Here is a 25678-nt window from a genome sequence, read left to right on the forward strand (position 1 = left end):
TCCCTTCAACAACCAAATTCACTCTGTCTCAATTATTTTTGACTCATCAAAATTGCCTTCTATGAGGAATTGGACATCTTGTTTTGCTTCTTGTATTAATTCATTAGCTTTTAATAGATTATCTTTCCAATTCCTTATTAATAGATCAATTTGATTCATACTAGAAAAATCTAACTTAGGAATTTTCAATTCTTTAATACTAGAATAATTAATGACAGGTTGAACTGCACCTTTTACAATACGTTCAATTTGCAACTTTCCTGTTGGAGAATTTAAATAAGCAGCTATGTATCTAATTGGAATATCCAATTTCTTAAATTTAACAGAAATGACATTATCGCTTACTGCCAATCCTTCCTGATAATTTTCAACAATACTACATACCCCAACAGTACCTACTCTTGTAATTAACAAATCACCTTCCCTAGTAAATAATAATTGGTCACTTATTTTAACTTTTCTAACATTATTATCAAGTTCTAGGTCGTCAGATATAACATTATTTACTGCAATTAAAACAGTTCCATTTTTATCATCTACATCATTTGAAGGTGTTTTACCTGTTTTCAATTCTAAAACTAAATCTGAGAGAGAAATAAAATCATATTTTTTCTCTAATTCTTCTAACATTAAATACTTTGTCGAAAAATAACCTGCATCAATTCTGTCAATAATTTGATTACTTTCAATCCAAGAGTATTTTTGACCCATATTAGTTTCATTTTGCATTTCTAGTTCCAAATTTTTCAAGAATATATGCTCTATTTCTTCCTTCAATTGCTTAGCTTCTTCACGAAGCTGTTCTGCATTACGTATTTTATTACCTATGTACGTCTGAATACCGAACTTAGGAAGTAAAATTAATAGGTCCTTTATATTTTTATTTGTTAATGATGGTTGGACTCCACCATACGCAAATCTAGTCATCTGATCTAAGCAATATTCGGTACTCATATATGCAAGAATATAATCCACATCTAATTCATCAGTATTAAATGAAACACGTGTTAAATTTTGTCCCATAGCTACTTTATTTACATTACAAGGTACTTTACACAGTCTCCCAATTGTTCCAACCCTAGTAATAATAATATCATTTTTTTCAGCTTGAATTGCAGGTTGTTCAAAATATATATTCGGATCAATATCAATAACTGTATCTAAATCAACTTGATTATCTTTAATATTCTGTATCCTTATTAAAGGGATACCCTCCCCTCGCTCTCTATAAGCTGATGAAGGAATTCCTTGCCAGCCGATTGGTGCATTCATATTAATCATGAGATTTTTTAGCTTTATTGTCGGGATACCAGATTCTAATAATTTCGTCTGTTTTTCAATAAACTTAACATCATAAAATTTACTATCAAGCCTTTCCTCATCAAGAAGTGCATTATTTGCCCAAACAATAGAAGGCTTTTTAGACACGGTACTACTTTGTTTCATATAAAAACCCCTTTCATTTTAAGAATACAGAGTGGGCCTTTAAAAGCCTTTTTTGTAAGCATCCACAATCTTTAATAAATCATTACGATCATTTCCTAATTGCACTTCTACTTTATTTTTAACATCGAATCCAATTTCATCTGCTACCGCCATAAACACTTGTCCTTGTTTCTCATTTTCGTGTTCTTTTTTCTTGATATATAAGAAAGATGTTTTTGCTCCTGTACCAGATAACTGAAATGTTACTGTTGGAAGTGATACAACTGCCTTTACAACTGCCCTACCACCTTCAAATTCGCCTGTTACTTCATTTTTCTTGCCCATTAAATATTCACGAACATACTTATAGCTTGAGTTACTTAAAATTCCATCGGGAAGAACAATAATTAATTGCCCACCGGGTCTTAATAATTGTAAATTCCGATCAATGAACAGTACTGCTTGATCGGTTGAATTAACTTCCTTCCAAACACCTCTAGCATTTGGCTTCGAACCTAAGCAAAGACCATCTTTTTTCGGTTTACCTGTTTCATCAATCCCAGTACTATAACGTTCAATAATTGCTTTTCCTTCATCCGTTTTATTAGAAACTGAACCAGATCCAAATGGTGGATTCGTAACAATCAAATCAAAACTTTCTGGCTTTAATGATTCTGTCATCAATGAATCTGTTACCCAAAATATCGGTGCTTTTGGCAATCCATGCATCGCCATATTTAAGCGAGCTTTTAATACCATGTTTCGCGTCTTATCTGCTCCAACAAAACTATGTTCTTTCATAAGTTCAAAATGCTTCTCCATTTTTTCTTTCATCGTCCCCGTGAACTGCGTGAGCATATATTTTTTTACTGCTTCATAATTTTTTATTAAGAACCCACCGGAGCCGCAAGTGATGTCGCCCATTCTAAATGTAGGAATACCTTTTTCATCAGCTGTGATTAATTTTGATGCTTCTTTTGGGTTAGATGTTAAATCATGCATAACCATTTCAATCATTGCTTCAGTTACTTGTCTCGGTGTTAAGTAAGTAGCTTGACCAATTTTATTATCATATTTACCACGCATCAATACATCGAATAAACGCCCTAAAATATCCGCACTGACATTTTTCAATGTCGCTTTCACTCGGTTTCCATTTTCATCTTCAAAATCATCTAATTCTTGAAATGTTTCAAACGCGGCAATAAAGTTTGCTGGATTTTCCAACCTAATGTATTCATCTTCACTAAAGATAAAACATTCTTCACCGAGGTCATTAACTGCAACATAATCCTCATGATTTTTTATTTCTTTAAAAGCATCACGAATTTGCCTAACAGCCTCTTTTCCATTCTCTTTTATGTATTGATACTTTAAAATATCAAAAATTCGCAGACCTGCATTTTTTCCTTCTCTTAATACATAGTCTTGATGATACAAGCGGAAAGTCTCCATAAAAAGCAGCTTACTTAATTCATCAATGGCTTCGTTCGTACTGCTGATATTATCAGCCCCACCCGGTCCATATAAGCGTTCATGCAAATCATCAAATCGCTTTTGAAGAGTAGAGTACATCTTTCTTGACCATTCTTCTTGTTTAGAAACTTGTCGTTTTTCTTTTTTCGTTACCTCAATAACAGCTGGTATTTCTGCCAGTGGATCTGACTCAATACAGTCGGCATAATAATTCACTTCACCATTTGATGCCCAAATAAAATCCGGTGCCTCTTCATGATACTGCGCCTCTATTAAAGCAGCATCTTGTACTTCAAATGACAAATCCGCACCCTTGTCAAATACCTTTACATAAACAATTTTTTCATCCCCAGTGGCTAAGAAAATCGTTGTGCCATCTTCTTCATGTGTTTCCGGTTCAGAAAATGTACTATATCCCTTCATCATAAGTTGTTCTTTTAACTCTTCAATTAATGTTTGCATTATTGGTTTCTCCCTTATTTTCGTTTCACGCGGATAATATTTTCTCTTGGCGATTCATAAAGCCCTGTACTAACAGCCACTTCAATTACCTCATTATGAGGCACAATCATATCACTTGGTAACTGTTCTATAATATTGGGGTCAATTTTAGTCATCGGTCGCTTTTCTAGTGCTTTTTCAATTGCCCCTAATATAGTTTGACGACGATCATCAACTTTAATAGCCCATTGACCTGAGCCTGTTTCATATATATTAGGATCAAGCAAACTATATAATTTCACTTGGTCCTCATTCCAATTCAATCCGTGTTCTTTTGCAATATTCACTAATTGTTCTGTTGTTTTTGGTGTGCTTAGGTATTCATGAAATATCAAGATGATCACCTCCTTGATAACTCTCTAAGATACTGTCAATTTCATTTATTTTATTAATTGGTAACCTTGGAACGAGAACTTGTTTTAAATCATGAATTGATAGAAATGGCTGTATCCCACCTCTACTCTTAATTCGCAATTGTAAACGTACAAATGGATGTGTTAGGCACCAAAGTATATATCGTTCTGGTAAGTAAAAAGTCCTTAAAACTACAAATACATTGGACGCAATTGAGTTTGCGAAATGGTTTGGAACGATTGCAAGTGGTTGCTCCTTTTCACCAATCTTTGTACCGATAACTCCTAACAATATATCCCCTGCTTTTAATTCATAGCGCGCACGGCTCCAAACTGTTTTATAAGGAACTTTTTCAGTTGTATGAATTAGCCATTTTTCACGATCCAAATTTTTTATACCAATATACGAAATAGTTTGATCTTTGAATTCAGAAGGACTAATTGTTTTATCAACAATTTCAACAACTTCACTTAGCTGTACCCATTCCTCATTTCTTAATCGCTCTTTGAAATCCATATACAACCTTGTATTACATTGTTGGTAGTAGAGGACATCGAGCCTATCTGGAGATAACTCTTTCGATACCCATATTAAATTAGGTGAAAGATTTTCTAAGTATCGTTTCTCGTCAACGTTATAAAAGTTTTCTAGCAGCTGCTTATAATCCACTTGTTCCATATCTAGATTCGTAGAGGCGTTAGTAGGTTGCTTATCTAACAGAATTAACATTTTACCTATTTCCTTAATAGAAATTTTCGGTATAACCGAGGGAGTAACCGCCAGTTTCATCGAAAGGTGACCAAGCTCAGTATTCAAAAAATTGAAGATTATATCTTTTGCTTTCATATTTTTCGGTCTTAATCTCAATAAATCCGGACTGATGATAGCACCATCGGCATTCTCATCAACTATAGCCACCTTCGGAATCGCAGCTACCTTAGATATGAGTATATCGCCCTTTTTGATAATAGCTTTCGATTCAATACCTAAGTAATTCGCTAAATAAGATACATTATTAAATTGGATTTCTTGGTTATTTATGTTTGAAATTTTAATGTACGGTATCCCCTCATTAGAAAAATCCTTAGCATTACGAGTACCATCAGTTATTCCTTCACATAGTTCCGATAGTTCAACTGAGTTGATTTTCTCAATCTTCATATTTAATTTCTCTTTTATTTCATAGTAATGCGGGTCTAACCTTTCAGTATTAAGATTCATAGGTATTATGTATCGGTATATAGGAATCACCACACTTTTTCTTTTCAAACTTTCTGTCTACCTTAACTTACAACAATTTTACATATGCTGTCAACGAATTATTTGTTTATTGTTCATTTTATACTCTTTTTAAAATTAAAAACTCGTTGATTGATTTATTATTTGCAATAAAAATAACAACATTTTTGTAGTGGTTACCATCAAATTCATCATAATAAAAAATTATTAGTAATCCCTTTTGAACGTTGAATTTTGTTGTTAACTCTCATCAATAATAGTAGTATGGCATACGTCCCATATGCGATTGTTTAATAAAGTGTACATAACAATTACTTCTCCCTGTTGGACTTCAATTTTAAATATAAGTATTGATTAAGGTTAATACCCTTACTTTATGAGACATGTGATTCATATTCAATACCTTGGAGTTTTGAGCAATTCTACTGATCAAGTAGAATCCTTTTCAATATAATTCTTAAAAGTTACAAGCAAAAAATAGGACTGAAAAGGCTTCAGTCCATAAGGTTGTTAAGCTTCTTTTTCCTTCACTTTGTAAAATAAACTACCAATAAAACCAATTAAACCTCTCAATGAGAGAATAAGAAATGGAAATGTAAAACCATGAGTAATTTATTGTACATCCCGCTAAAAAATAGAAGAAGGCAGCTAATTATACTAATAAGATATCTTATCAAATGTTTTCCCCCTTAACTATTTGTTCTAGCTTAAATTATTTAGTAAATGATTTGTTATGATTTTTCTCCACGGTAAATGAACCACTTATTGAAACAGTCAATTTTCAAGGAAGATGATATTAATTCAATATTTCTATAGAGAAAACATTATTTTCTCAAAATCAGTTATTATTTCCGGAGACAATAGTAATCTCAATTGTTCTTTAGTGGCCCACTTGAAACTAGAATGTTCCTTAGAAAGAATAGCATTACTACTATCGCTACTACAAAGATAAGTCAAAATAACAACTTGTCTTGTTGGATCAGTTTTGAAGATAGTAGCATATACAAGTTTCTCTACTGTAATAGATAATCCTACTTCTTCTTTAATTTCTCGTAAGAGTGCAGATTCTAAATCTTCTCCAAACTCTATTTTTCCACCAACACATTCCCAAGTCCCGCCGCCGATTTTATCTTCTTTTGCACGTTGAACTATTAATACGCTGCCTTCATCTACAATAACACCTTTAAGAGCAACAACTATTTTATTTGAGCTTTTCATTCTTCATACTACTGTTTATATTCTGATCTCGGTTAGTAACTATGGGGCAAAATTTTGTACAACATCTCTGATAAACATAATTCCACCAATGGTAAGCAGAAACAGTATAACAGCTAAAGCTAGGGCTAACTTTTTAGTGTTTCTCTTTATAACAATTAGAATGATTAATACCATAAGAACTAAGAAAAATAGTAAAAAATACATATTCGCCTCCCTCATACTAAAAAGAATTCATAGAATTAAACATCTTGATATTTTGCTTATATTAAAACATTGTTGTAAATAAATAATCCACCCCGCTACACTGTGAACCGTTAGGGTGGATTATCATGCTCTAAATCCACAATGACACAGCCATTTGGATAGAAAGGGTATTACCCCCTCACTTTCCTCATTTTAATATTTTTAACAAACTTTCACCAAAGGCATTTTGTACGGAATTTCCAAAGGGAATAGCAGAATAAAACTGTGCAACGAATTCTCTTCCAGCATCATCGTAGACGGCTTTATTCATGCCTATTGCACAGTCAATGTGTTCCGTTATAGCTTCTGCTTGTCCATTTGAAAAACAGTTATTAAAAATAACGAGTTTAATTGAATCAGACGTTGTCTTCATCAATAGGGTAATCGCCTCTTTAAACTGAACATGAAGTGTTAACAACACAAAAAGCCGATATAAGTTGGAAGCGATTTTTAACTAGTTTAGCTACAACGGATGAATACGATTAAATCTTAAACCTCCCAAATTCAGAAGACAAACGAAAGGACTATCAAGAAAGTTTAAAAAACTGTTCATATAAAAAAGCGGATAAAGTAGCGAGACTTGAATTATAAAAACGAACTTATAACGCAAATAATTAAATATGTTATGTGTTGTACATATAAGAATTTTTTATCAATCACCAACCTTTTATTATCAAGATATTTAAGGATTTCTAGGATATTTCTCCCTAGACATCCTGAATAAAATTATTATTTTTTCCTCTTTTCCCCTTCGAATTAAAGAATCCTTCTACTATAGTATTTAAAATTAGAAAGGATTGAAAACAGAACAATGAATTTAACAATCGTACAATACAAAGCATTATTATGAAGAAATGTTAGAAGTAAATGAAGAAAATATTCAAGGGATGTTTTTTGTATCTACGAAAGAAGAACTTAAAGTACTGGCAAAGCAGTATTTAATTAATAAGTGGAAAAGTGAAAATTATTATGAAGAAGATGCTTACTACTATGAAGATGCCGAAGAAGTTGTATTAGAAATACGATGAAAAGGCGAAGGGTTATACACATTTTTGGGGCTTGATTTTACGGGTGAGTATACATTAGCACACATCACGGAAATCTTTGATGCTGAAACTAATGTGAACCATTTAATCTTTCTAGAGAACAAAGAAGAAATAGAAAAAAGAATTGTATTCCTCTTATGATTCTAGCTATATCTATGCTGTTTGGAAACCAATAACTTTAAACTTAGTAGATCTCCTGTATTTAGACGAAGAGCTAGATATAAACAATAATAAACATTTGCTTTATTATATAGTCACTGAAATACGTGAATTAGATCATTATAGTTTTTATGATTTTTAAGACAATATTCAATAATGGAATCTATTGGATGACATTCCTAATAGCAGTGGGAATTTTCCCTTTGCTTTTTTATTTGCATTTATTTATCAAAAAAAAAATATAAACCCACTTAATTATTTTATAGATCTCCACACACTCAGTTAAAACGTAATTTAATTCTTTCCAAAATTCTTTCATTTTTTTAATAAGTCTATTCGAATATTTAAAATCACTAGCTATTATGTTTCTAGCTTGCAAGCACTAGAATTTATCACACTGAAAGGAGCTATTTATATGCTTAGTAAAAATGAGGAAACAGTAGAATCAAACAAATTTATAGGTGAATGGATGGATTTAAAGACTGCCGCAGCCTATCTAAATGTTTCTTATAAGACTTTAAAAACTTTCCAGACAATGTGATTAGAAATATCAGAAGTCTTGAGAATTCGTAGAGTTTCTAAGACTGCATTAGATGATTTTATTTAAAAACACGCTATTTAACTCAATAATTGGAGGAAATATAATATGCCTATAAGTACAAAATATCATAAAGCAATTAAGGAGTATAAATTAAAAAACGGGACTACCTTTTATCGATTTACTGTTTATTTAGGTGTTGATCCAAATACAGGAAAGAATAAAATATGAGTTTAATAATGGGTAAAGGTCTGAAGATATGCGTAAAACTTTTTCAGATGTATATGAAGAGTGGGATGTACTTTATAAAAATTCTGGGATTGTTATGAGTACGTATTCTAAAACGGAAGGCTATTTTAAGAATCATATACTACCGTTTTTTGCACATATGAAAGTATCAAAAATTACTGTTCGACATTGTAAAAAGTTCGCCTTACAGTTATCAAAAAATCTAAAGTACTTTCAACATATCATTAATTATGCATCGGATATTATGAACACTGCAGTACGTTATGAATACATTAATTCAAATCCATTTAATATTGCCAAAATTCCAAAAGAAATAGTACATGAAATTAGCGATAATTATCTCGATATCGAAGACTTTAAACTATTAATATCCTATTTACCAACTCTTGATTTAATGACACAGGCTTTATTACGTTTACTGATGTTAACAGGAATTCGTAAAGGGGAGTTATTGGTATTAACATGATCAGACATTGATTATAAGAAGAAAACGCTAGAAATTCATGAAGCATATTCTTATTCTAAGCATAATAATGGGAAAAATATTGGTCGTCCTAGAGGGAAACTTAACCGTAGCATTGTTATTGATGATATAACACTAAATATTCTAAAACAGTGGCAACAAGAACAAATGTTACGTTTAAATCAACTTGGAATCTCACTAGAAAAACAACAGACCAATTGATTTTTATTAACTCTGTTAATAACTATGTTGATTCCTATTTTCCAAATGAACAACTAATTAAAGCAATAAACGACTTAAAGATAAAATATATTACTGTGCATGGTCTCCGACATACTCATGCAACACATTTACACGAAGCAGGTGCAAGTTTAATTGGGATACAGGATCGTCTTGGGCATACAAAAAATTCAAACACTACTCACAAATACTACACGCATGTGACAGATAAAATTAAATTAGACACTCTACAATCTTTACTAGATTACTATAAAAATCATGACGTTTATCGATTCGTGTGACTATATTCACAATCTACAAAATTAAAAAACCGCTAAGGGAGTATAATATTATTCCCTAGTGGTTATTTTTTTGCCCTTTTCTAATTTGCCAATGTTAATTTCATCAAATACACTTTAATTATAGTAACTATTACTACACCTCTTCGTCTCCGTAAGCAATAGACTGGAGGAATATATGACTAATATTAAAAGTTACCAACTAAAAAACAAAGAAACGAGATACAAATTTCACGTTTATGTCGGTGTAGATCCGTTAACTGGTAAAGAACGGACGACTACCCGAAGTGGATTTAAAACAAAAAAGGAAGCTAAAGAAGCTCTTCTTCAAATTCAACAGGAAATTCGTATTGGTTCTTTTCGTAAACAGGCAGTGGAAACATATCGTGACGTTTACCAATTATGGATGGAACATTACAAAAATACAGTTGAAGATAGTACGTTATTAAAAACGAAGCGTATTTTTGCAAATCATATTTTGCCCAATTTTGGAGACTATAAAATTGCTAAAATCGATGCAGCAATTTGTCAAAAGCACGTTAATAATTGGGCAAAAAAGCTCCAGCGTTTCCATATGGTGAAAAATCATGCTGCGTTAGTCGTAAAATATGCAATAAAACATGATTTAATCGATAAAAACCCCTTCAATCTTGTAGAAATGCCTATCATAAAATCTAAAATCAACATAGATGATAATGAAGAAGAATTTGAAAATTTCTATTCACGTGAACAATTGATTCAATTTTTATCTTATCTAGAGCAAGACAATAATTTAAAACAATCTACTCTTTTTCATCTTCTTGCATTTACAGGAATGCGTAAAGGTGAAGCTTTTGCACTTCAATGGAAAGACATTGACTTTGAAACGCAAGAAATCCGAATCACAAAAGCTGTAAAGCGTGGAGAATCAGGCTTGTATGTTGGCCCTACGAAAAATGGGGAGCCTCGGACAATTAAAGCCGATGAAAAAACGATGAGCCTTTTAAAAATATGGAAGCTCAAACAAGCAAAAATTTATAAAGAAAAAGGATTCAATACAAACACTAAAAAGCAACTAGTATTTTCAAATGAATATAATGTATTGCAAGATTCAAATAAAACAGTTCGATGGCCTTCACAATTTCTACAAAAGCCATGGTCTTGACTACATTACAGCGCACGGATTACGCCACACTCATTGTTCTTTACTTTTTGAAGCTGGAGCTACAATTAAAGAAGTCCAATTTAGACTTGGTCATAAAGATGTAAAAACAACATTAGATGTCTATGCCAACGCCACTAAAAAAGCAAAAGCCGAGACAATCGATAAATTCACAAACTTTATTCATGAGCCCAGTATTGATTAACTTTCTAACAAAGGATTAACAAAGGTTAATAAGGTTTCAGTTCAGTCCAATTCAGTACAACTCAAAGGCATTAAAAAAGTGCCAAAACCCTTATATATCAAGGATTTTGACACTCTATGAAATCATATGATTTCGTCTTATGGAGACGGCGGGAGTCGAACCCGCGTCCAGAAACTCCAGTACTTAGGCTTCTACGCGTGTAGTTTGTCTACTTGCAAGTTCACGTGACAGTATGCCGACAAACAGGCGTCGTGTACGCTAACCTTGAAATCTCTTCTGTTAGACTAAGGTGGCACCTAACAGCGTATCCCACTATAAGTGAGCCTAAACTACGCTACATGGGCGATAGGGTAGATAGGCAGTTTCAGCAGACTAGGCTGCGAAAGCTAAGTTGTTGTTTGTTTTGCCAGTTATTATATAACTTCCGTTGGTGACGAAGCCGAGACCTCCGACGCGCAACCTAAGCCTGGATATCCCTGTCGAATCCGTAACGTCCCCCTGATATAAATTCCAATCTACTGCGCAATACTTTGTCAGCTGCCTTCACTTGCTTCAGTCATGTACAAACGTACACTCCTTCGCGCGTTCTGTGGCTTTCGCGTCTTGCTTGTATCTTGAAATTTCTATATGATTTTTTTCATTGTGTCGGTAACACCACGAATTTTTCATATGTCCGTTCCAATCTACTGCGCAATGCTTTGTCAGCTGCCTTCACTTGCTTCAGTCATGTACAAACGTACACTCCTTCGCGCGTTCTGTGGCTTTCGCGTCTCAGAACTTCTATATGTTTTCTTCACAATGTCGATGACACCACGAGTTCCTCATATATCCGTTCCAATCTACTTCCACATGTCAGAATCTCCATATGATTCGCACTGGGCATTTCATATATCCATTCCTACAGCTAGTATTGGGTGATTGTGAATTTTCCATCCAATAGGCAACATCGTCAGTAGAAAGCGTGTGCCTTCTCAGAGTGCAGATTGGATGATCAAGGTTCATTCGGGATACAGTTGCGAAGTGGCAACTGTAGAATCAGAACGAATCTGATACTGGCTTGATTACTTGAATATTATATGACAAAAATGGTCATACTTCAAGGAAAATGCCTATTAGTATTGATTTTTCGCTTTAATTGCTCGATCCATGTTTCGTTTTGCTTCTTTTGCTTTTAAGTCGTGGCGTTTATCGTATGTCTTTTTCCCTTTACCTGTACCAATTAATAATTTAGCAAAACCGTCTTTTAAGTACATTTTCAATGGGACAATGGTATAACCATCACGTTTGACGTCTAAGTTTAGTTGGTCAATCTGTTTGCGGTGTAATAAGAGTTTACGTGTGCGTAATGGGTCATGGTTGAAGATATTCCCTTGTTCGAACGGGCTAATGTGCATGTTTGAAATGAATGCTTCACCGTTACGAATAAGTACGTAGGAATCTTTCAACTGTACTTTCCCTTTACGGATTGACTTAATCTCAGTACCCGTTAGGACAATGCCTGCTTCAATCGTTTCTTCAATCGCATAATCGTGATTTGCTTTTTTGTTTTGTGCAACGACTTTTCCTGCACCCTTTGCCATGTATATCACCTCAAATGTGAGCTGCTCCTGACAAATGACTTGTCAGGAGGGCTGTGCTCGTTATTTTTTCTTTTTGCGTCCTTTTTTCTTCTGTTGCTTGGCAATGCTCTCATAGAACTTTTTGCCTTTATGCGCTTTTTTCGGTTCGCCTTCCGTACTGCGTTTGCGATCTTGTTTACGTGTTTTACCGTTCACTTTTGGACCGCTCGGTGTACGGCGCGATTTCGAACTGCCGCTACCACTACCTTTTTGCCCTTCAGACTTCTTCGCACCGCGTCCACCTGCTGTAATGACACGTGTTGGTCTGCCTGATTTCGCACGTGGCGCTGGCATACCGACAACGATAAAGTCGACAGATGATTCTTCTAAGTTCACATCATGTACTTTGACTTTCACTTTGTCACCAATGCGGAAGATGCGTCCTGTACGTTCGCCAATCATCGACATTGTACGTTCATCAAAGTTGTAGTAGTCATCTGTTAGATTACTATTATGCACAAGTCCTTCAATCGTATTTTCAAGTTCGATAAACATACCGAAGTTCGTTACCGAGCTCACGATACCTTCAAACTCTTCACCGATTTTATCTGACATGTACTGTGCTTTTTTAATTGATTCTGTATCACGTTCCGCATCGACTGCGCGGCGTTCACGTTCTGACGTATGGTTTGCGATTTCTTCCATATGTGCGCCCCAATACGCAATCGTTTTGCCTGATGTGTCTTTATTGATGACATATGTGCGTAATAAACGATGCACAATTAAGTCAGGGTAACGACGAATTGGTGATGTAAAGTGCGTGTAGAACTCTGTTGATAAACCAAAGTGTCCAAGTGATTCTGGGCTATACTTTGCTTGTTGCATCGAGCGTAACATCATTGTAGAGATTACTGGGTATTCCGGTTGTCCTTCTACCGACTCTAAAATCTGTTGTAAAGCTTTTGGATCCACTGTATCGCCCTTACCTTTTACAAGGATACCGAAGTTTGTAATAAACTCGAAGAAGCGTTGTAACTTCTCAGGTTTTGGATCTTCGTGAATACGGTAGATGAATGGTAATTTCATGTTAAATACATGTTCTGCCACTGTTTCATTCGCTGCTAACATGAAGTCTTCAATTAACTTCTCTGCCACTGTACGTTCACGAATAACTACATCAACTGGCCATCCTTTTTCATCTACAACAACTGCAGATTCTTTGAAGTCAAAGTCTACTGCACCACGTTTTTCACGACGATTTCGTAAAATAGCCGATAATTCTTTCATATGTTCAAACATCGGTACTAACGGTTCGTAGCGTTTAATAAGCGCTTCGTCTTTTTCTTCTAAAATTTTATACACATCTGTGTACGTCATACGTTCTGTTGTGTTAATCACACTCTCGAAAATTTCGTGATCAACGACAATCCCTTGTGCATTAATCGTCATTTCACATGACAATGTCAGACGGTCTACTTGTGGATTCAATGAGCAAATACCGTTCGATAAACGGTGTGGAATCATTGGTATCACGCGGTCCGTTAAATAGACACTTGTCGCGCGGTCATATGCTTCACGGTCAAGTGGTGAACCATCTGTTACATAGTGACTAACGTCTGCGATGTGTACACCTAGTTTATACGTGCCATCATCATTTTTCGTTACCGTTACAGCGTCATCTAAGTCTTTCGCCGTTTCACCGTCAATCGTCACAATCAGTTGGTCACGTAAATCACGACGACCTTCTAAGTCTTGTGGTTGAACGGTATCTGGAATTGCTTTTGCGGCATCTAATACTTCTTGTGGGAAATCCACATCAATATTGTGCTTGTGAATAATGGATAAAATATCGACACCTGGATCATTTTTATGCCCTAAAATCGCTGTTACAATACCCGCTGCTGAATGACGACCATCTGGCCATTCTGTAATTTCGACGACTACTTTATGTCCGTCTACTGCACCAAGTGTGTGATTTTTCGCAATAAAAATGTCTGTGCCAAACTTTTTATCATCTGGTACAACAAAGCCGAAACCACGATTGGCTTGGAATTCTCCAACGATTGTTGAGTTTCCTCGTTCGATAATTTCTACGACTTCACCTTCACGTCGCTCACCGGATTTTAATTTCGAGATGTTCACTAATACAGTATCTGTATTTAGCGCGCCATTTGTGGCAGTTGGTGGAATGAAAATATCATCCATACCTTCTTCTTCTGGTGCTACAAATCCGAATCCTTTCGCGTGTCCGATGAAGCGTCCACGTACTTGATTCATTTGAATTGGTAAACCATAGCGATCTTGTCCTGAGCGAACGATGCGTCCTTGTTCCTCTAGTTTTACAAATGCTTTGACCAATTCTTTGAAGTCCTCGGCATCTGTTAGTCCCAGCTGATCTTCGATTTCTGAAACCGTTGAAGGCTTATAGTTCTCTTGTTTCATCAGCGTGAGTATTTGTTGTTCAAAATTCATAAATCTTCCCTCCTTGTACAGCATGTTTGTATTTGATTACTTGGACCAATCTAATGTATTCAAGAAGTCCAAAATATCTTGCTGTAACTCTTTTCTTTCCTGATCTAATGTAATGACATGACCTGAATTCTCATACCATTTAATCATTTTGTCATTGGATTCGACTGTGTCATAAATATATTGTGCAGAGTGAATATCGATGACCTCATCTTTACTTGCCTGCACCACAAAGATCGGAGCGTAAATCTCATCTACTCGTTCACGTACTTGCATAATCAATTGACGTAATTCTTGTAGTGACGGCATTCCCTGCTCTTTTAAATGCTGCTGTAATGCTTTTTGTTCGTCTTCTGTATAAGCATGTGCTCGCCCAAAATCATAGGCATATTTTAACACACCTTCAAACATTTTTTCAGTTGTACGCATCGACATTGGAGCACACATCGTGACGATTCCCTTTAATGGAGCTGTATAACCCAATTTTAGCGAAAATACGCCACCAAGTGACAGTCCAGCGACAGCAATTTCTTCATATCCCTGCTCTTGTAGTGATTGATAAGCATTCTGTACGTCCGCCCACCAATCTGCAGGCCCTGTATGAATTAATTCTTCTGGGGATGTCCCATGTCCTTTATAATGCGGAGCCATCGTTGTATAACCGTTCTTTTGTAAAAAGCGTCCTAACATATGCACATCGGCTGAACTCCCTGTAAACCCATGTAATAATAAGACTGCTCGTGGGCCTCCTTCAAAGAAAAATGGCTTCGGTAATGAAATTTTCATAGCACAAACCTCCAATATATAACAGAAAACGCCTAACCTCATGGTGGTTAGACGGTTATCATCTGTTCATTAAAATTTTGCGATAGCGATTGCTAAAACAAAGAAAATAACTGAAAGTACAATGGTGATACGGTGTAACACTAGGTCCATACCACGCGCTTTTTGTTTACCAAAAAGTTGTTCAGCACCACCTGAGATGGCTCCTGAAAGACCTGCACTTTTACTAGATTGTAATAAAACCACGATAATTAATGCGACTGATACAATTAATAATGCAACTAGAATTGCTGTATGCATACATTCCACCTCCTGAATCAAAAAACACGACAACATTGTTCAATTGACAATGTCCTACTATTTCACACGAATACAATGATACTTCTATTTTAACATGAACTTCGCTTTGTACATAGTGATAAATGTAAATTATTTAGAATATACTTAAATCATATTCAATCGAAATGCGTTTTAAAAATTCAATTCCCGCTACACTATTTCCGATTGGATCGATAGCTGGCCCAAATGTCGCAATCCCAATTTTTCCTTGTAAACCTTGTAAGTCTTCATGTTCTGCCACACTTAAAATACCACCTGACACACCACTTTTAGATGGTAAGCCGACGAATGTAGCGAACTTTCCTGATGCGTTATACATACCACATGTCAGCATCAATGCTTTTGCTACTTTCGAAATCTCTTTTGAGAAGAAGCGTTCATTCGTAATTGGGTCGACACCGTCATTCGACAAAATCAAACCGATACGTGCCAAGCTCTCCACTGTTACTTCAATTGCACAATGTCGGAAATAGACATCTAGCACACTCTCCACGTCGCCTTGTAAAATATGATTCGATTTTAAATAATACGCAATCGAACGGTTTCGGTCCGCTGTTTTAATTTCCGACTCATACACTTCTTGATTAATCTTTACCGGTTTGCCAATCATTTTCCCCATAAAGTCGCATAGATGTTGAAACTTCTCTTCGCGATTTTGTCCTGGAAGTAATGAGGTTATGGTAATCGCACCTGCATTGATCATCGGGTTGAATGGTTTACCAAACTCCGTATTTTCTAAACGAATAATCGAATTGAATGAATCACCCGTTGGTTCAACGTCTACATACTGTAAAACATAATCGAGCGTCATTTCTTCACACGCATAAATAAACGAGATTACTTTTGAAATACTTTGAAGGGTAAAAGATGTTGATGTGTCGCCTGCTAAAAATTGATTTCCATTTTCATCAATCAAGCACACAGCGAACTGGGAAGGATCCTGCTCATCAAGTGCAGGGATATAAGAAGCTGTTTCGCCTAACACAGATAAATTTTGACTTTCTTGTACATAATATTCTAATGATGCCATTCAGGTCATCTCCTTTCATTCTACTTATTCATACCATTTTTTGCTCTGTGAAGCTAGCTTTTATTGATTTTAAGACTTAAATTTGTTTGTTTCAGATAAAAATTCATTAGAGGATGGGGCAGAGTTTTTTTTATGAAAGGAACTGATTTACTTGCGAAAGGGAATCTACCACTTTGAAAGGGACTATTCCTCGCGCGAAAGGGAATCCACCACTTTGAAAGGGACTATTCCTCGCGCGAAAGGGAATCCATCACTTTGAAAGGGACTATTCTACTCGCGAAAGGGAATCCATCACTTTGAAAGGGACTATTCCTCGCGCGAAAGGGAATTCATCACTTTGAAAGGGACTATTCCTCGCGCGAAAGGGAATCCACCACCCCACCCCCACCTTCTATCCAACTAAAAGAGGAGTACGCATTTTGCGTACTCCTCTTATTTCATTCGATTATTTATCTAAATTGTAGAATGATTTTAGGCCTTGGTAAACAGCTGTTTTACCTAGTTCGTCCTCGATGCGTAGTAATTGGTTGTACTTCGCTACGCGGTCTGTACGAGATGGTGCACCTGTTTTGATTTGACCAGCATTTGTTGCAACTGCGATGTCAGCAATTGTCGTATCTTCTGATTCACCAGAACGGTGAGAGATGATTGCTGTATAGCCAGCGCGTTTTGCCATTTCGATCGCATCTAATGTTTCAGTTAATGTACCGATTTGGTTTACTTTGATTAAGATTGAGTTTCCAACGCCTTCTTCGATACCACGTGCTAATTTTTTCGTATTTGTTACGAATAAATCATCACCTACTAATTGTACACGATCGCCGATACGTTCTGTTAATAACTTGTGACCAGCCCAGTCGTTTTCGTCAAGACCATCTTCGATTGAGATGATTGGATATTTATTTGTTAACTCTTCGTACCAATCAACCATTTCCTCAGAAGTCTTCACAACACCTTCACCGTCTAAGTGGTACTTACCATCTTCATCTGAATATAACTCAGAAGATGCTACGTCCATCGCCAATTGGATTTCTTCGCCTGGTTTGTAACCTGCGCGCTCAATTGCCGTAATGATTGTAGATAATGCTTCTTCGTTTGATGTTAAGTTTGGTGCGAAACCACCTTCGTCACCTACAGCTGTGTTGTGCCCAGATTCTTTTAATACTGCTTTTAATGAATGGAAGATTTCAGTACCCATTTGTAATGCTTGTTTGAATGTTTTTGCACCAACAGGCATTACCATGAATTCTTGAATATCTACGTTGTTATCAGCGTGTTCGCCACCGTTTAAGATGTTCATCATTGGTACTGGTAATTGTTTACCATTTACACCACCAATGTATTTGTAAAGTGGTAGACCGTGTACTTCAGAAGCTGCACGTGCTACTGCTAAAGAAACACCTAGAATTGCGTTTGCGCCTAAGTTTCCTTTGTTTTCTGTACCGTCTAATTCAATCATTTTGTTATCGATTTCTACTTGTTCAGTTACTGCGTAGTTACCGATTAATGCTGGTGCGATAACATCGTTTACGTTTTGAACTGCTTTTGTTACACCTTTACCAAGGTAGCGACCTTTGTCACCGTCACGTAATTCAACTGCTTCGTATTCACCTGTTGAAGCACCTGATGGTACGATTGCGCGACCGAATGCGCCTGATTCTGTTAATACTTCTACTTCTACTGTTGGGTTACCACGTGAGTCTAATACTTCGCGAGCGTATACATCTGTAATAATTGGCATGTTTAATAATCTCCCTACTGTTTTAAAATAATGGTGTTCCTGTCATTTCTTCTGGTTGTTTTACATCTAGTAATTTCAACATCGTTGGTGCTAAGTCACTCAACTTACCTGTTTTATTCAATGTGATTCCCTCTTTTGTGACAATCACTGGAACTGGGTTGGTTGTGTGTGCGGTCATTGGATTCCCTTCAAGTGTTACCACTTCATCTGAATTTCCGTGGTCAGCTGTAATAATGGCAGCGCCACCTTTTGCAAGAATCGCATCAACGATTTCACCTAAACATTCATCCACTGCTTCAATCGCTTTAATTGTCGGTTCAAGCATTCCACTATGACCTACCATATCTGGATTCGCAAAGTTTAAAATGATGGCATCTGTATGATCGTTATTAATCTCAGCAAGCAATGCATCTTTCACTTCATAAGCGCTCATCTCAGGTTGTAAGTCATATGTTGCAACTTTTGGTGAGTTAATTAAAATACGGTTTTCACGGTCAAATTTTTCCTCACGTCCACCGCTCATAAAGAACGTAACATGTGGATATTTTTCCGTTTCTGCAATACGTAATTGACGTAAGCCCGCATCTGCAATTACTTCACCAATTGTATTTTTTAAGTTCTCATCGTCAAATGCGATGTGACCGATAACAGTTTCACTATACTTCTTAAAACATACAAATTCAATATTTTTTGGATGTTTCTTACTTAATTCAAATCCTTCGAAGTGCGGATTTGTAAATGCAGTCGATAACTGAATCGCACGGTCTGGACGGAAATTGAAGAAAATCACTGCATCATTCGAGTCAAGCGTCGCAACAGGTTGTCCGTCTTTTTCAATCACGAATGGTACAACGAATTCATCGTTTGTGCCTTGAGCATAAGATGCTTCAATGCCTTCTTTTGCTGATGTTGCAACAAGTCCTTCGCCGTCTACAATTGCATCGTAGGCTTTTTTCTCACGATCCCAACGCTTGTCGCGGTCCATCGCATAGTAACGACCGCTAATTGTTGCAAATTCACCCACGCCAATTTCGTCCATTTGACGCTCTGTTTCTTCCACATATTTTAGCGCTGTTTTTGGCCCTACATCACGACCATCTAAGAAACCATGTACATAGACATCGTTCACACCTTGCTCTTTTGCTAATTTTAAAAGGGCGAATAGATGCTCATAGTGACTGTGTACGCCACCATCTGATAATAAGCCCATTAAGTGTAGCTTCGAGTTGTTCTCTTTTACGTGTTGAATTGCTTTTAATAAGGCAACATTCGTAAAGAAATCACCATCTTTAATCGCTTTTCCAATACGTGTTAAACTTTGATACACGATGCGTCCTGCTCCAATATTTAAGTGTCCAACTTCCGAGTTCCCCATTTGACCGTCTGGTAAGCCAACTGCTTCACCCGAAGCAAGAATCTGTGTGTGTGGATATTTTTCATAGTAACGGTCAAAGTTCGGTTTATGTGCTTGTTTTACTGCGTTACCGAATTCTTCATCACGTAATCCAAAACCATCTAAGATAATGAGTGCCACTGGTCCTTTAGCCATTTGCGCCCGCCTCCAATAATTGTAGGTATGATGCTGGCTCTAAACTTGCGCCACCAACAAGAGCTCCGTCAATATGCTCCATTGATAATAATTCTGCAATGTTACCTGGTTTTACACTACCACCGTACTGAATGCGTACTTGGTCTGCCACATCTGCACCGAATGCTTCTGAAATAGCTGAGCGAATTTCGCCACATGTTTCGTTTGCTTCTTCTGCTGTAGCTGTTTTACCTGTACCGATTGCCCAAATTGGTTCGTATGCAATCACAGATTGAATTACTTGCTCTTTCGATAGACCTTTTAAAGCTTCTGTTACTTGTGTTGAAACTTTTGAAACCGTTTGACCTGCTTCACGTTCTTCTAATGTTTCACCACAGCAAATGATTGGTGTTAAGCCATTTTCAAATGCAGCATGTGCTTTTTTATTAACAGCTTCATCTGTTTCATTGAAGTATTCGCGACGTTCTGAATGTCCAAGTACAACATACTGAACATCTACATCTGCTAATTGTGTTGGACTTACTTCACCTGTAAATGCTCCTTCTAATTCGAAGTGCATATTTTGAGCACCAATTTTCAAATCTGTGCCTTTTGTTGCTTCAACAAGAGTTGGTAAAAATAAGAATGGTGCACAAATGACCGCATCTACTTTTGAAGCAGCTGGAACTTGACCTTTTACTTCATCAACGAATTGTACAGCCTCAGATAACTTTTTAAACATCTTCCAGTTACCTGCAATAATCGGTTTACGCATAGACAAAATCCTCCTAAGATAGTGATGTTGTTGAAAAGACAGACAAGCTAAAATTCTCGCTATGTCTGTCAAATTTTTTTATCGGTCGTTTAACGCAACGACACCTGGTAATTCCTTACCCTCCATAAATTCAAGTGAAGCACCGCCACCTGTTGAAATATGATCCATTTTATCTGCTACATGGAATTTTTCAACTGCTGCTGCTGAGTCACCGCCACCGATAATTGTGTAACCAGCTGTTTCAGCCATTGCCTCAGCTACACCTTTTGTACCGTCTGCGAATTTTTCCATTTCGAATACACCCATTGGTCCATTCCAAATGATTAATTTTGAATTTTTAATTGTGTCTGCATATAACGCAACTGTTTTTGGTCCAATATCTAAGCCCATCCAGTCTGCTGGAATCGCATCAATGTCGACTACTTTAGAGTCAGCATCTTTTGAAAATTCAGAAGCGACTACCGCATCAACAGGCATTAAGAAGTTGACGCCTTTATCTTTTGCTTTTTGCATAAATTCTTTTGCTAATTCAATCTTATCTTCTTCCACAAGTGAGTTACCAATTTCGTGACCTTGAGCCTTCACAAATGTATAAGCTAAGCCACCACCGATGATTAAATTATCTACTTTATCAAGTAAATGATCAATTACGCCGATTTTATCTTTTACTTTTGCGCCACCGATAATTGCTGTGAATGGACGTTCTGGATCTGATAATGCTTTACCTAATACATCTAATTCTTTTTGTAGTAAGAAACCTGATACAGCTGGTAAATATTCTGCAATTCCTGCTGTTGAAGCATGTGCACGGTGAGCCGCACCGAATGCATCATTCACATAAATTTCAGCTAATTCAGCAAATTGTTTTGCTAACTCTGCATCATTTTTTTCTTCACCTTTATGGAATCGTACGTTTTCAAGAAGTACCACATCGCCATCATTCATGTTGTGAACAGCTGTTTTTACTGTTTCACCAACTGATTCGTCTAGTTTGAGTACAGGCTTTCCTAGAAGTTCTGCAAGTCGATTACCTACTGCAGTTAAACGCATATCCTCAACTACTTCACCTTTTGGTCGTCCTAGGTGACTCGCTAAGATTACTTTTGCGTCTTCATCGACTAAATGCTTGATTGTTGGAAGTGCTGCTCGAATACGTGTGTCATCAGTAATTTTACCGTCTTCCATTGGCACATTAAAGTCAACACGGACAAATACGCGTTTCCCTTTCACTTCTACATCATTCATCGTTTTCTTCGGATTCATTTGAAGAAAGCCTCCTTAAAATTTTATATTCGTGTTTTTCATAAAAAAAGGAGAAGTTATTATTCACTTCTCCCCTTTTTCCAAAATACATTATATACAATCTACCACGTAATGGCTAATCTTTTTTATTACAAACCTTGTTTTGCGATATATTCCACTAGGTCAACAACACGTGTAGAGTAACCAGCTTCGTTATCATACCAAGCTAATACTTTTACAAGGTTGCCTTCTAAAATCATTGTTGATAATGAATCAACTGTTGAAGAAGAAGTCACACCATTATAGTCGATTGATACAAGAGGTACATCTGAATAATCTAAAATACCGTGTAATTCATTTTCAGATGCTTCTTTTAGTACCGCATTCAATTCTTCTACTGTTGTTTCTTGATTTAATTCTGCCACTAAGTCGACAAGTGATACATTTGGTGTTGGTACGCGGATTGCCATACCATCTAATTTACCTTTTAAGTTCGGTAATACTTTCGCTACCGCACTTGCTGCGCCTGTTGTTGTTGGAATCATTGATTGTCCAGCTGCACGTGCACGACGATAGTCAGAGTGTGGTAAGTCTAAGATTTTTTGGTCATTTGTGTATGAGTGAATTGTTGTCATCATACCACGTTTAACACCGAATTTTTCGTCTAATACTTTTGCTACAGGAGCTAAGCAGTTTGTTGTACAAGAAGCATTCGACATAACAAAGTCTTTTTTAGGGTCATAATCAGTATGGTTTACACCCATAACAAATGTTGACATGTTTTTACCAGGTGCAGATACGATTACTCTCTTAGCCCCAGCTTCTAAATGTTTACCTGCTGAATCTTGATCACGGAAAAGCCCTGTTGATTCAACTACGATATCTACACCTAAAGCTTCCCAAGGTAAGTTCACAGGATCTTTTTCTGCATAAACGCGTACTTTTTTACCATCTACCACGATACAGTCATCTTCAGATGTAACTTTATTCGGAAGTGTACCATGTACTGAATCATATTTTAATAAATGTGCAAGCATCGCTGCATCAGTTAAGTCATTTACTGCCACTAATTCAATATCATCACGCTCTAAAGCTGTGCGGAAAACTAAGCGTCCAATACGTCCAAAACCGTTAATTGCTAATTTGATTGTCATAATCTGTTCCTCCTGGAAATACATTGTTATTTTTGAATAATTTTAAACATTTGTTGTGCTGCTGCCATATCCGTAATAAAGATTGTCTGCTTCGCTGCATTTTTGAAATAAGATAAAATCGCTTTTGCTTTTTTTGTACCACCCGCTATTGCAAGTATAGTGGGACAGTTTTTGACCTGTTCTAATTGCAAACCAACTGTCCTTATTCTCTGTACTGCTTTACCCTTTTCATCGAAATAATAACCAAAAGCTTCACCAACAGCACCCGATTTTTGAAGCGCTTGTCTCTCTGCTTCTGATGATTTCCGACGACCAGACATTTCATCTGCAGAACCAATTCCATGAATCACAATCGATGTTTTTTCGTAAAGTCCAAGCATCTCTTGTACCATCGGTTCTTCCTTCATCGCATTATAAGCAGCTTCACTTAAATGCTCCGGTAGATAAAGCGTGCGATAATCATTCCCCGAATTCGTTGCAAAGTTCGAAGCGATTGTATTCGCCTGCATTTGTACTTCGACACCCATACCTCCACGTGCAGCAATGAAAGTTAAATCCTTTAAACGATTTGATTTTTGAACAGCATTTGATACTGCAGCTACCGTACTTCCTCCCGTAACTGCCACAATATCTTGTGGTTTCGCATATTGCTCAAGTTGCGTAACCGCTTCGACACCCATCAATGTCTTAACAGATGGCTCTAAATCAAGGTTTCCATCAACAATAATTACTTTTTTGATACCGAGTAATTTTTGAAGCTGTGTTTCGAGATCTGAAATCCCTGACCACTCATAAACAAGTGGCTTCAACTTCTCTAATACTTGTACCCCTAATTCCGTAATTGTCATACCTGAACGACTAACATCCATTAATGTTTGTTCTCTGAGTAGATCTGTTTCTTTTCGAACTTCTCGTTCTGGCAATGATAGACTCTCTGCTAAAGAACGACGTCCAATCGGCCCAAGCATCTGAACCATTTGCAAAATACGATAACGAATTTGCAGCGACTCGGCCATTTCAGGCAACATTTTTAATTGTGCCTCCGTGAGTGACAACATAGCTAACTCTCCTATCAGTAGGTCAAAATAAGTCCCATATACTTATTTTTCGTCCCACCTAATGTAAAAAAATATTTCTACAGATATTATATCAATGTCTGACATCTTTTGCAACAATGGGCACTATTTTATCCCACTTCATATCCTGAACAACATTTAAATAGAAGAAACTCCGATTTTTTTTCGAGAGTTAGAATACATTTGTATCTAAAGCGAGTAGCCTGTTTCGTACTTTTATTTGAATGGTTTGTCCCTTTCGATGGTGGTGATTCCCTTTCGCGCGATGATTTGTCCCTTTCGGCAAGCCGGATTCCCTTTCGCGCAACTATTTGTCCCTTTCGACGAGCCAGATTCCCTTTCGTGCGACTATTTGTCCCTTTCGACGAGCCAGATTCCCTTTCACGCGAGGAATAGTCCCTTTCAAAGTGATGGATTCCCTTTCGCGCAACTATTTGTCCCTTTCGACGAGCCAGATTCCCTTTCGCGCAACTATTTGTCCCTTTCGGCAAGCCGGATTCCCTTTCGCGCAACTATTTGTCCCTTTCGACGAGCCAGATTCCCTTTCGCGCAATGATTTGTCCCTTTCGACGAGTCAGATTCCCTTTCGTGCAACTATTTGTCCCTTTCGACGAGCCAGATTCCCTTTCGCGCGAGGAATAGTCCCTTTCAAAGTGGTGGATTCCCTTTCGCGCAACTATTTGTCCCTTTCGGCAAGCCGGATTCCCTTTCGCGCGAGGAATAGTCCCTTTCAGAGTGGTGGATTCCCTTTCGTGCAATGATTTGTCCCTTTCGACGAGCCGGATTCCCTTTCGTGCAACTATTTGTCCCTTTCGGCAAGCCGGATTCCCTTTCGCGCAATGATTTGTCCCTTTCGACGAGCCGGATTCCCTTTCGTGCAACTATTTGTCCCTTTCGGCGAGTCAGATTCCCTTTCGTGCAACTATTTGTCCCTTTCGACGAGTCGGATTCCCTTTCGCGCAACTATTTGTCCCTTTCGGCGAGCCAGATTCCCTTTCGTGCGAGGAATAGTCCCTTTCGACGAGCCGGATTCCCTTTCGCGCAATGATTTGTCCCTTTCGACGAGCCGGATTCCCTTTCGCGCAACTATTTGTCCCTTTCGGCGAGTCAGATTCCCTTTCGCGCAAGGAATAGTCCCTTTCAAAGTGGTGGATTCCCTTTCGCGCGAGGAATAGTCCCTTTCAAAGTGGTGGATTCCCTTTCACGC

At 37.0% G+C, this 25678-nt stretch carries 23 protein-coding genes and 1 other RNA gene; 6 read left to right on the top strand and 18 right to left on the bottom strand.

Annotated features, from left to right (window positions below; translation table 11 throughout):
• Positions 1 to 18 precede the first annotated feature (18 nt).
• From MHB75_RS09320 to MHB75_RS09345, 6 genes are all read right to left on the bottom strand, one after another.
• A complete protein-coding gene (locus tag MHB75_RS09320; protein WP_340997299.1) occupies positions 19 to 1446 on the bottom strand; it encodes a restriction endonuclease subunit S in 1428 nt (475 codons plus the stop codon).
• 39 nt (positions 1447 to 1485) lie between these two features.
• The gene (locus MHB75_RS09325; protein WP_340997301.1) at positions 1486 to 3363 is read right to left on the bottom strand and encodes an HsdM family class I SAM-dependent methyltransferase; all 1878 of its coding nucleotides are present in this window, start codon (positions 3361 to 3363) and stop codon (positions 1486 to 1488) included.
• 14 nt (positions 3364 to 3377) lie between these two features.
• Positions 3378 to 3737 carry a hypothetical protein gene (locus MHB75_RS09330; protein ID WP_340997302.1) on the bottom strand — a complete coding sequence of 120 codons (360 nt, stop codon included), beginning with the start codon at positions 3735 to 3737 and terminating at the stop codon, positions 3378 to 3380.
• Positions 3724 to 4977, bottom strand: a complete 1254-nt coding sequence (locus tag MHB75_RS09335) for a restriction endonuclease subunit S (RefSeq protein ID WP_340997303.1) — start codon at positions 4975 to 4977, stop codon at positions 3724 to 3726. Before MHB75_RS09335 ends, MHB75_RS09330 begins: the two co-directional genes overlap by 14 nt.
• Before the next feature lie 828 nt (positions 4978 to 5805).
• The gene (locus MHB75_RS09340; protein WP_340997305.1) at positions 5806 to 6213 is read right to left on the bottom strand and encodes an NUDIX hydrolase; all 408 of its coding nucleotides are present in this window, start codon (positions 6211 to 6213) and stop codon (positions 5806 to 5808) included.
• Between the two features lie 391 nt (positions 6214 to 6604).
• A complete protein-coding gene (locus MHB75_RS09345; RefSeq protein WP_340997308.1) occupies positions 6605 to 6832 on the bottom strand; it encodes a hypothetical protein in 228 nt (75 codons plus the stop codon).
• A gap of 478 nt (positions 6833 to 7310) precedes the next feature.
• Here MHB75_RS09345 and MHB75_RS09350 point away from each other — a divergent pair, with 478 nt between their 5' ends.
• From MHB75_RS09350 to MHB75_RS09375, 6 genes are all read left to right on the top strand, one after another.
• Entirely contained in the window at positions 7311 to 7484 is a 174-nt protein-coding gene (locus MHB75_RS09350) for a hypothetical protein (protein WP_340997309.1), read from the top strand.
• A gap of 550 nt (positions 7485 to 8034) precedes the next feature.
• On the top strand, positions 8035 to 8202 hold the full coding sequence (locus tag MHB75_RS09355) for a hypothetical protein (protein ID WP_340997312.1): 168 nt from the start codon (positions 8035 to 8037) through the stop codon (positions 8200 to 8202).
• Positions 8203 to 8458: 256 nt separating this feature from the next.
• Positions 8459 to 8914, top strand: coding sequence for a site-specific integrase (locus MHB75_RS09360; RefSeq protein ID WP_340997314.1), 456 nt, complete (start codon positions 8459 to 8461; stop codon positions 8912 to 8914).
• Positions 8915 to 9063: 149 nt separating this feature from the next.
• Positions 9064 to 9432, top strand: a complete 369-nt coding sequence (locus MHB75_RS09365) for a tyrosine-type recombinase/integrase (protein WP_340997316.1) — start codon at positions 9064 to 9066, stop codon at positions 9430 to 9432.
• Positions 9433 to 9607: 175 nt separating this feature from the next.
• Complete coding sequence (locus MHB75_RS09370) at positions 9608 to 10573, top strand: site-specific integrase (RefSeq protein WP_340997319.1); 966 nt, start codon at positions 9608 to 9610, stop codon at positions 10571 to 10573.
• Complete coding sequence (locus MHB75_RS09375) at positions 10506 to 10775, top strand: tyrosine-type recombinase/integrase (protein WP_340997322.1); 270 nt, start codon at positions 10506 to 10508, stop codon at positions 10773 to 10775. The genes MHB75_RS09370 and MHB75_RS09375 overlap by 68 nt, the downstream gene beginning before the upstream one ends.
• 137 nt (positions 10776 to 10912) lie before the next feature.
• On the opposite strand, the gene ssrA is transcribed toward MHB75_RS09375, so the two are convergent.
• The 12 genes from ssrA to MHB75_RS09435 form a co-directional block, all read right to left on the bottom strand.
• Positions 10913 to 11273: a transfer-messenger RNA gene (gene ssrA, locus MHB75_RS09380) on the bottom strand.
• 614 nt (positions 11274 to 11887) lie between these two features.
• Positions 11888 to 12355 (bottom strand): SsrA-binding protein SmpB, encoded by a 468-nt coding sequence (gene smpB / locus MHB75_RS09385; RefSeq protein WP_068451263.1) that lies wholly within the window; start codon positions 12353 to 12355, stop codon positions 11888 to 11890.
• Between the two features lie 60 nt (positions 12356 to 12415).
• Positions 12416 to 14806, bottom strand: coding sequence for a ribonuclease R (gene rnr / locus MHB75_RS09390; protein WP_340997328.1), 2391 nt, complete (start codon positions 14804 to 14806; stop codon positions 12416 to 12418).
• Between the two features lie 36 nt (positions 14807 to 14842).
• The gene (locus MHB75_RS09395; RefSeq protein ID WP_340997330.1) at positions 14843 to 15589 is read right to left on the bottom strand and encodes an alpha/beta hydrolase; all 747 of its coding nucleotides are present in this window, start codon (positions 15587 to 15589) and stop codon (positions 14843 to 14845) included.
• A gap of 69 nt (positions 15590 to 15658) precedes the next feature.
• On the bottom strand, positions 15659 to 15886 hold the full coding sequence (secG, locus tag MHB75_RS09400) for a preprotein translocase subunit SecG (RefSeq protein ID WP_068451255.1): 228 nt from the start codon (positions 15884 to 15886) through the stop codon (positions 15659 to 15661).
• 133 nt (positions 15887 to 16019) lie between these two features.
• Positions 16020 to 16955: a glutaminase A gene (gene glsA, locus MHB75_RS09405; protein WP_340997333.1), complete on the bottom strand. Its 936-nt coding sequence runs from the start codon at positions 16953 to 16955 to the stop codon at positions 16020 to 16022.
• Between the two features lie 445 nt (positions 16956 to 17400).
• Entirely contained in the window at positions 17401 to 18696 is a 1296-nt protein-coding gene (gene eno / locus MHB75_RS09410; protein ID WP_068451249.1) for a phosphopyruvate hydratase, read from the bottom strand.
• A gap of 22 nt (positions 18697 to 18718) precedes the next feature.
• The gene (gene gpmI / locus MHB75_RS09415; RefSeq protein WP_141275046.1) at positions 18719 to 20245 is read right to left on the bottom strand and encodes a 2,3-bisphosphoglycerate-independent phosphoglycerate mutase; all 1527 of its coding nucleotides are present in this window, start codon (positions 20243 to 20245) and stop codon (positions 18719 to 18721) included.
• A complete protein-coding gene (tpiA, locus tag MHB75_RS09420) occupies positions 20238 to 20999 on the bottom strand; it encodes a triose-phosphate isomerase (RefSeq protein ID WP_340997337.1) in 762 nt (253 codons plus the stop codon). The genes gpmI and tpiA overlap by 8 nt, the downstream gene beginning before the upstream one ends.
• Positions 21000 to 21077: 78 nt before the next feature.
• On the bottom strand, positions 21078 to 22262 hold the full coding sequence (locus tag MHB75_RS09425; RefSeq protein ID WP_141275044.1) for a phosphoglycerate kinase: 1185 nt from the start codon (positions 22260 to 22262) through the stop codon (positions 21078 to 21080).
• 128 nt (positions 22263 to 22390) lie between these two features.
• A complete protein-coding gene (gene gap / locus MHB75_RS09430) occupies positions 22391 to 23395 on the bottom strand; it encodes a type I glyceraldehyde-3-phosphate dehydrogenase (RefSeq protein ID WP_141275043.1) in 1005 nt (334 codons plus the stop codon).
• 26 nt (positions 23396 to 23421) lie between these two features.
• Entirely contained in the window at positions 23422 to 24453 is a 1032-nt protein-coding gene (locus MHB75_RS09435) for a sugar-binding transcriptional regulator (protein ID WP_068451235.1), read from the bottom strand.
• Positions 24454 to 25678: the final 1225 nt, after the last annotated feature.

The sequence above is a fragment of the Kurthia sp. FSL E2-0154 genome (genome assembly GCF_038003625.1).
GTDB classification, from domain to species: Bacteria; Bacillota; Bacilli; order Bacillales_A; family Planococcaceae; genus Kurthia; species Kurthia gibsonii.

Bases quoted from the DNA above. Each gene is read 5' to 3' on its own strand.
- glsA (WP_340997333.1), bottom strand. From the start codon at position 16,955: ATGGCATCATTAGAATATTATGTACAAGAAAGTCAAAATTTATCTGTG.
- rnr (WP_340997328.1), bottom strand. From the start codon at position 14,806: ATGAATTTTGAACAACAAATACTCACGCTGATGAAACAAGAGAACTAT.
- MHB75_RS09425 (WP_141275044.1), bottom strand. From the start codon at position 22,262: ATGAATCCGAAGAAAACGATGAATGATGTAGAAGTGAAAGGGAAACGC.
- gpmI (WP_141275046.1), bottom strand. From the start codon at position 20,245: ATGGCTAAAGGACCAGTGGCACTCATTATCTTAGATGGTTTTGGATTA.
- tpiA (WP_340997337.1), bottom strand. From the start codon at position 20,999: ATGCGTAAACCGATTATTGCAGGTAACTGGAAGATGTTTAAAAAGTTA.
- MHB75_RS09350 (WP_340997309.1), top strand. From the start codon at position 7,311: ATGTTAGAAGTAAATGAAGAAAATATTCAAGGGATGTTTTTTGTATCT.
- eno (WP_068451249.1), bottom strand. From the start codon at position 18,696: ATGCCAATTATTACAGATGTATACGCTCGCGAAGTATTAGACTCACGT.
- MHB75_RS09325 (WP_340997301.1), bottom strand. From the start codon at position 3,363: ATGCAAACATTAATTGAAGAGTTAAAAGAACAACTTATGATGAAGGGA.
- MHB75_RS09360 (WP_340997314.1), top strand. From the start codon at position 8,459: ATGCGTAAAACTTTTTCAGATGTATATGAAGAGTGGGATGTACTTTAT.
- MHB75_RS09375 (WP_340997322.1), top strand. From the start codon at position 10,506: ATGTATTGCAAGATTCAAATAAAACAGTTCGATGGCCTTCACAATTTC.
- MHB75_RS09370 (WP_340997319.1), top strand. From the start codon at position 9,608: ATGACTAATATTAAAAGTTACCAACTAAAAAACAAAGAAACGAGATAC.
- MHB75_RS09395 (WP_340997330.1), bottom strand. From the start codon at position 15,589: ATGAAAATTTCATTACCGAAGCCATTTTTCTTTGAAGGAGGCCCACGA.
- smpB (WP_068451263.1), bottom strand. From the start codon at position 12,355: ATGGCAAAGGGTGCAGGAAAAGTCGTTGCACAAAACAAAAAAGCAAAT.
- MHB75_RS09335 (WP_340997303.1), bottom strand. From the start codon at position 4,977: ATGAATCTTAATACTGAAAGGTTAGACCCGCATTACTATGAAATAAAA.
- gap (WP_141275043.1), bottom strand. From the start codon at position 23,395: ATGACAATCAAATTAGCAATTAACGGTTTTGGACGTATTGGACGCTTA.
- MHB75_RS09435 (WP_068451235.1), bottom strand. From the start codon at position 24,453: ATGTTGTCACTCACGGAGGCACAATTAAAAATGTTGCCTGAAATGGCC.
- secG (WP_068451255.1), bottom strand. From the start codon at position 15,886: ATGCATACAGCAATTCTAGTTGCATTATTAATTGTATCAGTCGCATTA.
- MHB75_RS09340 (WP_340997305.1), bottom strand. From the start codon at position 6,213: ATGAAAAGCTCAAATAAAATAGTTGTTGCTCTTAAAGGTGTTATTGTA.
- MHB75_RS09320 (WP_340997299.1), bottom strand. From the start codon at position 1,446: ATGAAACAAAGTAGTACCGTGTCTAAAAAGCCTTCTATTGTTTGGGCA.